Origin of the sequence: Alkalihalobacillus deserti (assembly GCF_020734105.1) — a bacterium.
GTDB classification, from domain to species: Bacteria; Bacillota; Bacilli; order Bacillales; family Bacillaceae_D; genus Halalkalibacter; species Halalkalibacter deserti.
On the sequence record NZ_JAJAFR010000007.1, the window covers coordinates 1 to 14,351 of the forward strand.

Below are 14,351 nucleotides of genomic sequence, written 5' to 3' on the forward strand. Positions count from 1 at the left end.
GCAACGGATTTTGATTCCGTCATGCGTTGGTTCGAATCCAGCTAGCCCAGCCAGTGCGGAAGTAGTTCAGTGGTAGAACACCACCTTGCCAAGGTGGGGGTCGCGAGTTCGAATCTCGTCTTCCGCTTTGTTTAATACGGCGGTATAGCCAAGTGGTAAGGCGCGGGTCTGCAAAACCTTTATCCCCGGTTCAAATCCGGGTACCGCCTTCATAATAATTTCTGTCGTGCCGGGGTGGTGGAATTGGCAGACACACAGGACTTAAAATCCTGCGATAGGTGACTATCGTGCCGGTTCAAGTCCGGCCCTCGGCATTTTTATAACTTATGCGCCCTTAGCTCAGCTGGATAGAGTGTTTGACTACGAATCAAAAGGTCGGGAGTTCGAATCTCTCAGGGCGCGCCATTAAATAAGATAATTTCATTAACGGGAAGTGGCTCAGCTTGGTAGAGCACCTGGTTTGGGACCAGGGGGTCGCAGGTTCAAATCCTGTCTTCCCGACCATCATTTTACTTATATGCGGGCGTAGTTTAGTGGTAAAACCTCAGCCACGAGCAAAACATCTGCCGAATAAGCTACGAGTTGTCTTGACGCATTTGCTTCACCGGGATGCTAGTAGAGGAAAAGATATGTTCTAGCGTGAGTGATTTTATGCAACAATTTAGTTCAATATGCGGGTGTAGTTTAGTGGTAAAACCTCAGCCTTCCAAGCTGATGATGTGAGTTCGATTCTCATCACCCGCTCCAATAATTGAGGGCCTATAGCTCAGCTGGTTAGAGCGCACGCCTGATAAGCGTGAGGTCGGTGGTTCGAGTCCACTTAGGCCCATCATATTCCACAGTAGCTCAGTGGTAGAGCAATCGGCTGTTAACCGATCGGTCGTAGGTTCGAGTCCTACCTGTGGAGCCATTTTTATAGATGGCCCGTTGGTCAAGCGGTTAAGACACCGCCCTTTCACGGCGGTATCACGGGTTCGATTCCCGTACGGGTCATCATTCTACTAATTAGAAGAGTAGGAAATCAGAAGTTTTCTGACCTCTAATCTCAAATATCTTACTTCGAAAATGGAGGATTAGCTCAGCTGGGAGAGCACCTGCCTTACAAGCAGGGGGTCGGCGGTTCGATCCCGTCATCCTCCACCATAATAATCTTTTATGTAAAACGACGCGGGGTGGAGCAACAAGCAAAACATCGCTGAATACGCTTCGAGTAACATTGACGCATTAACTTCAATGAAAATGCTAGAAGAGGAAAATGTCTTCTTCATTGAAAAAACATCATCTGAATACTTTAAAACGACGCGGGGTGGAGCAGTCTGGTAGCTCGTCGGGCTCATAACCCGAAGGTCATAGGTTCAAATCCTATCCCCGCAATACCATTTGGTTCATTAACTCAGTAGGGTAGAGCAATTGAAAGTCTATTTGTCGGTGATTGGATCCCGTCCTGAACCACCATTTAGTTATATAAAGTATGCGGGTGTGGCGGAATTGGCAGACGCGCTAGACTTAGGATCTAGTGTCTTATGACGTGGGGGTTCGACTCCCTTCACCCGCACCATTATTTTGTGCCCTTAGCTCAGTTGGATAGAGCAACAGCCTCCTAAGCTGTAGGTCGGAGGTTCAAATCCTCTAGGGTACGCCATATTGCTACGTCACTTTATTCAAATTCACTTACATTACATGTAAAAAAAAGATCAACTGTTTTGTTGGTCTTTTTTCATTTCACTTTCATAGAGCTTCTCCATCTCTCAACGTTTTGAAACATATTCGAAATTGTTCAGATGTAGCTAATGTTTTTTCTCGAATAACTCTAGTTGACCTTTTGAAATACTAGGAATCTATACAGTATCCGGATTGGCCTCAGGGTCCTTAGTTTAGAATTATCTTTAGAAGATATTAAATGGTTAAATCAAAGAGAAAGGATATTAACTCAGTCAATATCCTTTTTCTCAATATCAATATTATGAAGCCAACTCTTTATAGTTGGCTTTTTCAGTTTTCATAGAAAGATCAAACCTTAACGACTCGAAATCCAGTTAACAATAATAAAACCTGAGTATAATTTTGAAACAAATCAAACCCTATTTCAAGTGGTAATGGTTCAAAAGAGGATGCAATAACAGTAACTGTTACCGCTACTCCTTTGATGTTGCCGGGATACTTACGTCCAAAGTAATTAGACCAAATATGTTAAGCATAATTCGTTCGATCCCATTTGAAATTCCCGATAACACTCCAAAAACAATGGCAATCCATATACTCGTATAGATAAGTGTGGTTGAATTCATCCATTGAAGATAAGAAAATATCCACTTGGTGATTTTAGTTTGACCACCACAAGGGAGGGCAGTAATTATCACCCTTTTAAGGAGAAGGATTGAATTTATCTTTGACTAAATGCAATTTGTAACCCAATAAACGCGAGTAGTGAACCTTTTATTAAATTCATTCGTTTTGCTATAAAGGGTTTCCTGATTAATATATAACGTACTTTATCTGAAAACACACTAATTAGTATAAAAATTACTAGAGCTTGCACCAAAAAAATCGTTCCTAAGATAAGCATTTGTACGGATACACCAATATCTGATTTAACCACAAATTGAGGAAGTAAGGCTAAAAAGAATATTGATACTTTTGGATTTAGAATATTCATCAAAATTCCTTTTTGGTATAATGATTTGTAATTTAAAGACTTCTGGCTACGATTTATTAAAAGAGACTCTTTTTCCTTAAATGACTGCCAGGCTAAAAATAACAAGTAAGCTGCCCCGGCATATTTTACTATCGAAAAAGCTATTGAAGATTGATAAACCATTGCCGAAATACCAATTGTTGCTGCGATTATATGTACTATTAATCCGGAACAAAGCCCTAATGCAGTTGCTATACCAGCCATTTTATTTTGCGAGATACTTTGGACAATAACGAATAAATTGTCTGGACCAGGCATCAAAGTAAGAAAAATAGCCACCCCTAAAAAAGATAATAAAACCATAAAGTCCATTCTTAAACCTCCTATATTTAAATCAATAGCTTTAAATATTATAGACCCCTTTTTATCTCAAAGAAAGTGTATTATTGAACTAAAGGATGCGAGAGTTCAATAGAGCAACGCTTGTAGTGTAAGTGGTGCTCTGTTAAGCATATATCCCTGTTGTCTCATTCTTATAAATGTTATTAAACAAACTAGGCGATTCTTTAATTAGAATCGCTTTTTTAAATGAACAAAACGAGCTCTTTTTTCTTCTTTAACCATGTATTTTTTTCTCCTTTTCCCAAATAATACTAAAGAATAAATTCAATTGAAAGAAGGATTAGGATGCTTAAAAAATTTTCATTCACAAAAACAATACAATCATATAAAGCCTCCTCGTCCCAAAAGAATTCATCCAATCAAAGTTACGGTCTAATTGATAAAAGTGTAAATCAAAATCTAAATCAAATAAAGAACATATTAGGAAAAAGCATAGATGTGAAATATAGAGAATTTGAAGTTTACTATCAAACCTCAATAAGCGTCTTTATTTGTTTTATTGATGGACTAGTAAATGAAGACTATATTAATGTACATTTGGTTAAATCATTAATGGAACCGAATTTTGCTAATAATCATGCTAGTAGCTTACCATTTGAAAATGTTCTTTCAGTCGTAAAAAAAAGGATTTTAACCTCATCTAGTATTGAAGAAATATGTTCAATGGATGATGTGATCGAAAGAGTCTTGTCGGGAGAAACCGTTATCTTTATTGATGGCTACGATTCTGCTCTTCTTGTAAGTACTCAAGGTTTTGAGTCAAGAAATGTGGAACAACCTGAGACAGAGTCAAATGTCAGAGGATCACGCGAAGGATTTAATGAAGTTCTTAAGGTAAATACAGCTTTAGTTCGCCGGAAAATAAACAACCCTAATTTAGTATTTGAGAGCATGAAAATTGGAAAACAAACAAAAACGAATGTTCGAATCGGATATATAGAAGGGATTGCAAATCAGAAAGTTGTAGAAGAAGTAAAGGATCGATTGAATCGTATCGATACAGATATAATATTAGAATCAGGATATATTGAACAATATATTGAGGACAATCCTTATTCTATCTTTCCAACGATTGCAAATAGTGAAAAGCCTGATAAAGTTGCAGCGAAACTTTTGGAAGGAAGAATTGCGATTTTTTGTGATGGCACTCCTTTTGTATTATCGGTACCGCATTTATTTGTTGAAACATTACAAGCTTCAGAAGATTATTATTCGCGCCCTTATTTAGCTTCATTAATGAGGTTACTTCGAATATTTGCTTTATTTTTAACCGTTGGAACGCCAGCTTTATTTGTTGCAGTTGCATCTTATCACCAAGAAATGGTTCCTTCCCTTCTTCTTACTACAATGGCAGCTGCTGAAGAAAAAGTGCCTTTTCCTGTCTTTATTGAAGCATTAATGTTGACCATTGTTTTTGAATTACTTAGAGAAGCTGGTGTTCGGATGCCGCGCCCAGTCGGTTCAGCAATCAGCATTGTAGGGGCATTAGTCATCGGAGAAGCTGCTGTTACAGCTGGTTTGGTAAGTGCACCGATGGTTATTGTAGTTGCCCTTACAGCGATTACTGGGTTTGTTGTTACTGCCTTGAGTGATGCGGTCATAATAATGAGATTTTTTCTTCTCTTTCTGGCAGCCGCTTTTGGTTTTTATGGCATCTTAATGGGAACTCTTATTATACTCGGACATATGTGTTCCTTACGCTCATTCGGTTCCCCTTATTTAGCTCCAGTTGGTCCAATTATATTGAGTGGCTTGAAAGATTCTGTTTTACGTATGCCATTATGGTTGCTTAATGTAAGGCCACTGGCAATTGAATGGAGAAAGTCAAAAAGACAAGGACGAGACAACAAACCCGAACATCCTAAAGTTAACAAAGGAGAGGGTCAAGGTTGAAGAAATTAGTCATAGTATTGTTTTGTCTGTTGCTAGTAACTGGTTGCTGGGATAGAAGGGAATTAACTGAAATTGGAATCGTTTCTGCTTTGGCAATTGATAAAAATCCCGATACTGGAGATTTTGAAATCACCTCCCTCTTCATACGACCATCAGCAGAAAGCACACAAACACCAAGTCCCGAACGACCTTTTTTACTAGTTACCACGACAGGAAAAACTATTATTGAAGCAATACGGAAATCAAGTCAAACGACCGATCGTGAAGGTTTTTTCGCCCATAATAAAGTAATTATTATTAATGAGCAGATTGCAAAAGAAGGACTAATACCGGTTATGGATACTTTTCAAAGAGGCAAAGATATAAGGGGATATGTATGGCTCTGTATCGCGAAGGGAACTGAGGCAAAAAATGTTTTACAAATAAAGTCAGACAATATCTCACGTATTCCGGCAAACTATTTAAATAGTTTAATTGAAAATGCCGAAGAAGAGGCTGCTAAAATCAACTTCCTTACTTATAATAAAGAAGCGTTAAGCGAAGAGAAAGATCCCGTCGCAGGTGTTCTGAGCATTGAAAAAATTGAAAAGGAACCTTTTGAACGTGTGAAATTTTCAGGAGGAGCTGTCTTTCAAAAAGATAAATTAAAAGGTTTTTTGACCGAACGTGAAACGAGGGGATATCATTTCGTGACAGGAGAAGGGCCTGCTAATCAAGGAGTTATTTCTCTTCCATCCGTACTAGAAAAAGGAAAATTTGTAACAATTGAAGTACGAAATGTAACTTCGCAGATTAAACCGGAAGTAAAAGGAAATCAAATCTCCTTTACAATTGAGGTTAAACAAGAGGGAAGAATTGCCGAACAACAAGCTACCGGCCAATTTAAAGACAGAAAAGAACAAGTTGATTATTTTAGGAAGATAGAAGAAGAAAATAAAAAAAGAATCGAAGAAGAAGTTAATTTGGTAGTGAAAAAAGCCCAACAAGAATTTCAAACAGATATATTCGGTTTTGGAAGAGCTCTAAATAAAGACTACCCAGATGTTTGGAATAACGTAAAGGATAACTGGGATGAACGATTTGCAGATGTCCCATATACAGTAAATGCAAATGTTGACATAACGAGTTCTTTATTACTACAAGGACCGCTTGAACCAAAGTGATCTTTCGATTTCAGCGTTTAAATAGTAACGTAAAAGTATGATAGAGCATAATAAGCAAGAGGATTAAGACGTAAAGTGCCCCTCCTATAAGGAGGATCCCAGAAAGTAAATCTGCCTTTATAATTGACTGAATAGGTGGCATTTTAATTCTCCTTTCAAGATAAGGATTTCTTTCTCTTTTTAATAAACATAATGGCAAGCAGTAAAACCGGAAGGATAGAAATAACTAGTATATTGAATATACCCATCTGAGTCCCTATCCACCTTTGGTAATCGAATCCTGGAAATCGATAATAAGCGAATAGTGGGAGGAGTAGTCCAAAAATGATCATTATCCACTTTGTACTTTTAAAGCGAAACAACCAAGTGATTGCTAGAACAAAACCCCAAAAGTGAAGGGCAGTTTTATAAAACCCTCCAATAAACATAAAAAAGATGGCGATACTATCTAAGTTTGTTATAATTTCAGCAATATTAATCGTTAAGATTGTTTGTAATAAAGGGATTTCGGCATTTGCAGCAATTTCTGGTCCTAACACTGAAACCATCACTACTATAGAGGTCATAATTAATAACGCAGATAATCCAACCGCAAGAAACGCAGTTTTACGAATTGATTTGATATTATCTATATAATGCCAAAACATAAGAAACACGACCATTTCGCCAAATGGAAAGGCGATAACACTAGGCAATTCCTCTAAAATGGGTTTTAATCCATTTCCTAAAACAGGACGCAGGGCACTAAAATCAAATTGTCCTGAAAATAAAGTTAAAATATAAATTAAAATGAGAAAAACTAAGAAGTACGGTAATAATATTTCACAAGTTCGTGCTAAAACTTCAAAACCTAAGCTAAGAATATACATGATAACAATAATAAAAAGATACAAAATAACAAATAAAGGCGTTTTCTCTAGTGCTGTCATTTTAATCAGGACACCAAATTCAAAAAAGTTGTGGCTCGCCTGGCTGTAAAAATATAAAGCAAATAGAAGGAGTAAAGGCGCTGCTACTTTCTTTCCTAGTACTTCATTTAATATTTCTGAAAAATTTTTGTTCGGATATAATTTTGCAATTTGTGTATAGACCGATACTAGAAAAAATCCTATAAATGCTGCAAGTAACACAACGATCCATGCATCCTGCTTCGCTCCTATTCCTAAAGCAAAAAGAGTTGTACTACCTACTTCAAATACTATAATAAGTACAAATAATTGAATGTTCGAAATACGGATCACTGATTCATATCTCCTTCGTTTATTTAGAAATTAATTTAGTCTGTTTTCTATGTGCTAAAGAGGTAATAGTCACCTTCCTTCTTTTCTTTTTTTTATATAAATGATCACGAGCAAAAATACTGGTATAAGAGCAATCAGCGGAATAATATATGTTGAATTCCCAACACCCAACCACCTTTGATAATCAAGTCCCTGAAATCTATTGATAGTGACAAATGGTAAAAGAAGACCGAAAAAGATCATAAACAATTTTGTGTTTTTACGGTTAAAAAGCCAAGCGGTCACTAAGGAAAATCCATAGAAATGTAAGGCCGTTTTATAGAAGCCGCCGATAAACATAATAAATACGGCTACACTATCTAGATTCGTAATGATTTGTGCTATATTAATGACTAATATCGTATCTAATAAAGGAATTTCGGAATTTGCAGCTAGTTCTGTACCCAAAACAGAAATCATTACAATTAAAGAAATGATCAGTAACAAAGCTGATAGACCGACAGCAAAAAAAGCATTTCTTCTTATAAATTTCTGATCTTGTACAAAGTGCCAAAACATTAGAAACAGGACGATTTCACCAAATGGAAAACCGATAGAAATAGGTAATTCTTCTAAAACAGGCTGAATCCCATTCCCTAAAACAGGTTTAAGAGCATCAAAATCAAATTGACCTGAAAATAAAGTTAAAATGTAGATGATAATTAAAAAAATGAGAAAGTACGGCAATAGTATTTCAGCTGTTCTTGCTAATACTTCAAAGCCTAAATAAAGAATATAAATGATGACAATGATGAACAAATATAAAATAACAATTAAAGGTGTTTGAGGCAAAGCAGTCATCTTAATAAGAACACCAAATTCAAAAAAATTATAGGTCGATTGACTATAAAAGTAGATAGAAAAAAGTAGCAGCAAAGGTACAGCTACTTTTTTTCCTACTACATCATCTAGTACCTCAGAAAAGTTTTTATTCGTGTAATATTTAGGGATTTGGGTATATGCCCAGACTAGGCATAATCCTATAAATGCTGCAAGTAACACAACGATCCATGCATCCTGCTTCGCTCCTATTCCTAAGGCAAAAAGAGTTGTACTGCCTATTTCAAATACTATAATAAGTACAAATAATTGAATGTTCGAAATACGGATCATTAATTAATATCTCCTTAGTTTTTTCAGGAATTTTAAAAAGGAACACATCCATTCCATTCACATTTAGTCTGTTTTCTAAGTGTCAATATAATGTTATTTTAACTTTCAAACATCATTTGACACTTTACTGTTAATATATATCTAACAAGCCTAGCCATTTACTTTAATTTTTATAAGTATATCTACAAATTTAGAAGGCAACCTCAGCATGCTCATTCACCGAAAAACAGGTAGAATTGAAAAAGGAGATAACATGGTTAGTATCGAAGCTTCTTCAGTTTTAAATCAAGGTAAAAAGGTACTTGGTTTTAATGAGCTCACCCTCAACTTGATATTGAAGAGGCAATGAAAACTGCTAAAAAGAGTATTTACCTTCTGTATAAGTTAAAATGAATTTTGGAAGTAATGAAACACTTCACATGCAATTTGTAAAATCCAGTAAAATTTTACATACAATAGGTGGGAAAAACGAGGAGGTTAAACACCTATTACCTAATGAAGAATAAAGGGGAAGTTTTTTTATCCTAGGACTGAAGTATTTTAAACGGTTAAGATGTAGTATTAGCGTGTCCGAGGATTCAAGAATGCTTTAAAGGAACATGGTCTTCTTGAACAATGTTATAGTGGGCAAAGGGTCGAGAAGGTTATGAAAAAGATCGTTTTTGAAAGTAATCCACCTACAGCTATTTTTCCCAGTACCGATGTTATTGCCATAGGTGTTTTAGATACAGCAAATATTTATCTGTTATTGGATTTGACAATATTTACTTTTCAAGGTTTATAAGAATACCTCTCTCACTACATTCGATGCTAGAATGAAAGATTTAGTAGAATAAGCGGTTTGGCTGTTAATCGAACGAATTCAAGAGAAAACAAATGAAGTGAAAATATTGAATGCGTCTAGCTTTACTTGTTCTTGAATTTTGCCGTAATATGAAGACCATGTAAGAGAGGTTACGCTAACGATATTGATCGAGGATGACATTCATTTATACAAATAAAAATGAAATTACTTCATAAGAGGGGCGTATTTTTTATATGAACCAGGAATTTCTTTATATCATTATGATCATTGTTTTTGGGTATCTATTAAAACGTTTAAATATTTTACAAGAAAAAGATGGAGAAGTCATCTCAAAAATTATTTTTAAAATTACCCTTCCTGCTTTAGTCCTTGTTACATTTGATTCCGTGAAAATTGAAACTTCTTTAATTTTTTTACCAGTTATTGTACTTATTTATGGATTAATTACAGCATTTCTCGGTTTCTTAGTTTTTAAAAATGAGGAAAGAGAACTTAAAGGTTCTTTGCTGATGCTTTCTTCCGGATTTAATGTCGGTTTATTTGCATTTCCTCTCGTTTTTGCAATTTGGGGGATGGAAGGATTAACGCATTTTAGTATGTTTGACGTTGGAACATCATTTATTGTCTTTGGAATCGCCTATATTATAGGAAGTTATTTTTCGAAAGAAGGGCTAAGTCTTAAACCAATTGATATTTTAAAAAAACTTGGCAAGTCTATTCCTTTAATGACCTATATTATTGCGAGTACTTTAAATTTTAGTAATATTCAATTACCTGCCACGTTAATTAATGTTGCAAGTACAATATCAGCAGCAAATATACCTTTATCCTTATTACTATTGGGACTTTATTTGAATTTTAAATTTGAAAAACAATTTATTAAACCTGTATTGAAATTTTTAACTTTCCGATATAGTTTAGGTTTGTCAGTTGGTTTAGCCTTATACTTCATTCTTCCATACGATCAGATGTTTCGATATACAATTATGATTGGACTGTTACTACCTGTTGCAGCATCTGCGTTAGTATTTGCAGTAGAATTTAAATATAGCACCAGCGCCACCCGTTTAATTGCCACTATATCCAATATAACGATTTTAATTAGTATCGTAATATTGTATATTTTTGCTAACTTTATTTTATAGATGCTCTCTATAAAACAAACTTTTTGATCGTTATAATATTCAAATAGAAAGGGGATAAAGGAGATTCTCCTATGAATCATGGATAGACATTTAGTTGGAAAAAATAAGGGCAAGTAGAATAATAGATAACGAATGAAGAGAATGCTTTAGTTTAAGAACAAATTAAGGAACGCACATATTAGACATATCTAATATGTGCGTTCCTGTTGTTTTTAGCTATTTAACTTAAATATAAAATTTTTGTTTTTTTCATTGTTATTAATCTAATGCTTTGTCCAATGTTTCAAGATTCTTTTGCATCAAGCTAAAATAATCTTCTTGCTGTTGTATGTTTTCTGCTGTTAAAACGGATATGTTGTGTAAGCGAAGAGGTTCAGCATTAATTTCTTTCCGGATGACTTCGGCCACTTTCGGTGTAACGTTTTGTTCAAAGATGACATATTTGATTTGTTTTTCATTTGCAATCTCAATGATGTTCTCTAGTGCTTTTTGAGACGGTTCATCGGATTGAGAGAGGCCAGCTACTGCAATTTGATGTATTCCGTAACGTTCTTCCCAATATCCATATGCAGCATGAGAAACCAGTATTTCTGGTTCGATCTTGGAAGCTACTAACTGATGAAACTCTTCGTCTAGTTTTTCAAGTTCACTTTTCAATAATTCATAGTTTTTATCAAACTCTTCCTTAGCATCAGGTCTTAATTCCACAAGAGCATTTTTAATGTTTTCAGCTAATATAATAGAACGATAAGGATCTAACCATACATGAGGATCAAACTCTTCATTATCAAGCCCATGTTCTTCATCTTCTTTATGTTCGTGCTCTCTACCTTCATTTAGTTCGTCTTCATGGTGATGGTCATGCTCATGAGCAATTGTTTCAATACCATGTGCAGCTTCTACCATTATAACTTTTTCACTTTCGAGCGCTGCTGCAATTTTTTCAGAAAAGGATTCCATTCCTAAGCCATTATAAATAAAGGCATCGGCTTCTGCGATATTTATCATTTGTTTAGATGTCGGTTCATAAGTATGGGCATCAGAACCAGGAGGGATAATACTTTCAATATCTACATTCTCACCACCGATTTTTTTTGTGAAATCTTCTAAAGGATAAAGAGTTGTGTATATTTTCAATGGTTTGACTTCTTCTTGTTGTGTTGCTTCATTCTCATTTTCCTTTGATGTAGAAGTCTCTGTTTGTTGAGTATTACAACTTGCTAAAAAGGTAAATAGAACTAAAATAAACCCAAATGTTATGTACTTTAATTTCATAATGATCTCTCCTTCTAAATTTGATCTATATATAAATTATCGTAATTATTACGATTTGTGAATTGTCGTTTTTATAATAAACTATTAATCACTTGAATAAATAAGCTAATAAATCTTTAGATGTAAGATGCTTTTCAGATTGCTATACATGGTTATAAATTCATTCTGTCACTTCATATTTAATGTTCTAGTTTGATATCTCTTTATGAATTTGTTGTAAGAAATAGAACATAGAAGGATGACGATTGAGACCATAACAATCGTTCCACCAGGAGCAATATCAAGATGATAGGCAGAAAAAAGCCCTAAAATAACAGATGCTTCTCCTATTAATATAGAAAAGAAAATAGCCTGCTTAAAACTTTTAGCAAATTTCATTGCTGATGCGACTGGTAGAGTCATTAATGAAGATACAAGAAGTATTCCAACAATCCTCATGGAAGAAGCGATAACGATTGCTACCATAATAATAAAGAGTTGATGAATCCAACGTTTGTTCACTCCAGAGACAGTTGCATATTCTTCATCAAAAGATAAGATAACTAATTCTTTGTAACAAATAAAAATAATGGAGATAACAATTAGCATTATGATCAAAATGCTCCACATATCTGTACGAGTAACAGCATTAACACTTCCAAATAGATAGTTAAATAAATCATTATTAAAGCCATCTGCCAGAGAAATAAAAATTACACCTAGACCTACCCCTCCAGATAGCATTATAGGAATAGCTAATTCCTGATAGTGTTTATAAACTGCTCTGAGCTTTTCAATAAATATTGCTCCAAGAAAAGAAAACAGCATTCCAAAGTAGACAGGATTTAAGTTGATTGTTTCTGGAAACTTTTTTTCTATTAATAAACTTGCTGCAATTCCTGACAATGTTACATGGGATAACGCATCAGCAATAAGCGATAACCTTCTTACTACGATGAAAACGCCTAGTACTGGAGCGATTAACCCAATCATAATCCCTGTTAGGAAAGCGTTTTGCAAAAATTGATACTTTATTAAACTTTCAATCATGTGTACCCCACCTTATGTAATAATCGATCTGCTGTTTACTTTTTTGGAGTAAACCAATTTATTCCTGCGAAGGAGGGTTATTAAAAATAGAATTATTTTATGGGAAACAAATAAGTTCTTTTAACGTTGCTGTAGTTTAAACAACATTGTTTCTATTTCTTTGTGATCAAGATTTTCGCCGATAAATACTAGTGTTTCAGGATAGTCCTTATTAAGTTTGCAACGCTCAAACATTGAGGTACCATAAGAATAATTAAAAAGAAAAGTTCCAGGAGTCTCCATAAGTTTAATAAAGCCTTTTGCTCTATATAATTGTTCTGAATAAACACTTAACCATTTCTCAAATTGAATCCGGTTTATCGGACTATTTATAGGAAAGGAAAAAGTTTGTAAATGTAAATGGGCATGCTCATTATTTAAATCTTTAAGGCTATCTTCTATTGTATCTACTTTACTTGATGATAATATTTTTGGATCAATTTCAGCATAGGTCGAAGGAATAATGTGACCATTTGGATTAATCTCTCTTATACTGTTCATTAAAGAATCTATTTCTCCTTCTTCAATTGTATCTAATTTATTTAAAATAATTATATTAGCAAACTTGATCTGCTCCTTTAATAGCTTTTTTAATTTAATACTCATTTTCCTATCTCTCCACTGTTTAGCATTTACTAAAGTGATAATCCCTTTAATTTCCAAATGATTAATTAATAATGGATGGGTACATGCATCTACAACTTCTAGTAAATGTGCTGCACCTGTTGACTCAATATATATGGCATCGAGTTCGTTTTCTTCTGTTAAAACTTTTAATTGTAAACTTAATTCCCCTTGCAAATTACAGCAAATACAACCATTTAGTAATTCTTTTAAAGGAATTTCATTTGGGATCGCCTCTGAATCTATACTTTCTTTTCCCATTTCATTCATGATCACACCAATTTGTCTTCCTTGCTGCTTTTCAAACTTTAATAGTTTCGCAAGTAAGGTACTTTTACCGCTTCCTAAAAAACCACTAAGAATAAAAATTTCGGTTTTACTAGTTCTCAAATTTATTTCCTCCTCCTCAAAGTCATAACTATTTTTAAAACAAGATATTAAACGAAATAATTACGATTTGTGATTTTTCTATTTTAATGTAAAAGAGGCAATGAAGCAAATAAAAGTTTATGATTGCTGCGGTCCTATTAAATAGAGGAACGAGTATTGCGGGATAGGAACGTGACAATCGATAAAGAAATTGTTGGTTTGTGAAAACTATTTAGAATGCTTAATTAAACTGAAGATATTGGGCTGCGGCAATGTTAGGCAGAGCAATTGCTGGTGTAAGAAAATACAAGGCTAAGCTATGAATAAATTGATTAGGTCTGAATTGAGACATGTATAAGGGAAATTAGTCAGGATTTAAAATAAGTATAGAATAATGATTGAATGAAGACGCCCCTTTATCGGTCGTCTTTTTTGAGTTAAAGAGAATTTATTTTGAAAAAAGTCTACATTTTTAAAAATACACTTTTGACAAGTGAAGGACAAAAGATTAAAATGAATGCAAATCGTAATCATTACGACTTGAATTATCTATTGGAAATGAATGAAAAAGATAATGCC

At 34.4% G+C, this 14,351-nt stretch carries 9 protein-coding genes and 13 tRNA genes; 16 read left to right on the top strand and 6 right to left on the bottom strand.

The window, feature by feature from the left end:
- Positions 1-55: 55 nt before the first annotated feature.
- The 13 genes from LDX58_RS14375 (at position 56) to LDX58_RS14435 (ending at position 1,642) form a co-directional block, all read left to right on the top strand.
- A tRNA-Gly gene (locus LDX58_RS14375) sits at positions 56-127 on the top strand.
- Between the two features lie 11 nt (positions 128-138).
- Positions 139-209: transfer RNA gene (locus LDX58_RS14380), tRNA-Cys, on the top strand.
- A 19-nt stretch (positions 210-228) separates the two neighbouring features.
- Positions 229-314: transfer RNA gene (locus tag LDX58_RS14385), tRNA-Leu, on the top strand.
- Between the two features lie 14 nt (positions 315-328).
- Positions 329-405: transfer RNA gene (locus tag LDX58_RS14390), tRNA-Arg, on the top strand.
- Positions 406-427: 22 nt separating this feature from the next.
- Positions 428-504, top strand: a tRNA-Pro gene (locus LDX58_RS14395).
- A 169-nt stretch (positions 505-673) separates the two neighbouring features.
- Positions 674-747: transfer RNA gene (locus tag LDX58_RS14400), tRNA-Gly, on the top strand.
- An 8-nt stretch (positions 748-755) separates the two neighbouring features.
- Positions 756-829 (top strand) — tRNA-Ile (locus tag LDX58_RS14405).
- A gap of 6 nt (positions 830-835) precedes the next feature.
- Positions 836-910 (top strand) — tRNA-Asn (locus LDX58_RS14410).
- Between the two features lie 11 nt (positions 911-921).
- Positions 922-993: transfer RNA gene (locus LDX58_RS14415), tRNA-Glu, on the top strand.
- A gap of 74 nt (positions 994-1,067) precedes the next feature.
- A tRNA-Val gene (locus LDX58_RS14420) sits at positions 1,068-1,143 on the top strand.
- A gap of 157 nt (positions 1,144-1,300) precedes the next feature.
- A tRNA-Met gene (locus LDX58_RS14425) sits at positions 1,301-1,374 on the top strand.
- A gap of 99 nt (positions 1,375-1,473) precedes the next feature.
- Positions 1,474-1,558 (top strand) — tRNA-Leu (locus LDX58_RS14430).
- 7 nt (positions 1,559-1,565) lie between these two features.
- Positions 1,566-1,642 (top strand) — tRNA-Arg (locus LDX58_RS14435).
- A gap of 741 nt (positions 1,643-2,383) precedes the next feature.
- Here LDX58_RS14435 and LDX58_RS14440 read toward each other — a convergent pair.
- Positions 2,384-3,007: a LysE family translocator gene (locus LDX58_RS14440; protein ID WP_227937542.1), complete on the bottom strand. Its 624-nt coding sequence runs from the start codon at positions 3,005-3,007 to the stop codon at positions 2,384-2,386.
- A gap of 315 nt (positions 3,008-3,322) precedes the next feature.
- Between LDX58_RS14440 and LDX58_RS14445 the strand changes: the two genes are divergently transcribed.
- Both LDX58_RS14445 and LDX58_RS14450 read left to right on the top strand, forming a co-directional pair.
- On the top strand, positions 3,323-4,930 hold the full coding sequence (locus LDX58_RS14445; RefSeq protein WP_227937543.1) for a spore germination protein: 1,608 nt from the start codon (positions 3,323-3,325) through the stop codon (positions 4,928-4,930).
- Complete coding sequence (locus LDX58_RS14450; RefSeq protein ID WP_227937544.1) at positions 4,927-6,093, top strand: Ger(x)C family spore germination protein; 1,167 nt, start codon at positions 4,927-4,929, stop codon at positions 6,091-6,093. Before LDX58_RS14445 ends, LDX58_RS14450 begins: the two co-directional genes overlap by 4 nt.
- A gap of 155 nt (positions 6,094-6,248) precedes the next feature.
- Here LDX58_RS14450 and LDX58_RS14455 read toward each other — a convergent pair whose 3' ends face one another.
- Together LDX58_RS14455 and LDX58_RS14460 are read right to left on the bottom strand one after the other, a co-directional pair.
- Positions 6,249-7,334: a GerAB/ArcD/ProY family transporter gene (locus LDX58_RS14455; RefSeq protein WP_227937545.1), complete on the bottom strand. Its 1,086-nt coding sequence runs from the start codon at positions 7,332-7,334 to the stop codon at positions 6,249-6,251.
- Between the two features lie 69 nt (positions 7,335-7,403).
- A complete protein-coding gene (locus tag LDX58_RS14460; RefSeq protein ID WP_227937546.1) occupies positions 7,404-8,486 on the bottom strand; it encodes a GerAB/ArcD/ProY family transporter in 1,083 nt (360 codons plus the stop codon).
- A gap of 1,038 nt (positions 8,487-9,524) precedes the next feature.
- Between LDX58_RS14460 and LDX58_RS14465 the strand changes: the two genes are divergently transcribed.
- The gene (locus LDX58_RS14465; protein ID WP_227937547.1) at positions 9,525-10,436 is read left to right on the top strand and encodes an AEC family transporter; all 912 of its coding nucleotides are present in this window, start codon (positions 9,525-9,527) and stop codon (positions 10,434-10,436) included.
- A 258-nt stretch (positions 10,437-10,694) separates the two neighbouring features.
- Here LDX58_RS14465 and LDX58_RS14470 read toward each other — a convergent pair whose 3' ends face one another.
- From LDX58_RS14470 to LDX58_RS14480, 3 genes are all read right to left on the bottom strand, one after another.
- Entirely contained in the window at positions 10,695-11,711 is a 1,017-nt protein-coding gene (locus tag LDX58_RS14470) for a metal ABC transporter solute-binding protein, Zn/Mn family (RefSeq protein ID WP_227937548.1), read from the bottom strand.
- Positions 11,712-11,879: 168 nt separating this feature from the next.
- On the bottom strand, positions 11,880-12,740 hold the full coding sequence (locus LDX58_RS14475) for a metal ABC transporter permease (RefSeq protein ID WP_227937549.1): 861 nt from the start codon (positions 12,738-12,740) through the stop codon (positions 11,880-11,882).
- Between the two features lie 120 nt (positions 12,741-12,860).
- Positions 12,861-13,793, bottom strand: coding sequence for a CobW family GTP-binding protein (locus LDX58_RS14480; protein ID WP_227937550.1), 933 nt, complete (start codon positions 13,791-13,793; stop codon positions 12,861-12,863).
- Positions 13,794-14,351 lie beyond the last annotated feature (558 nt).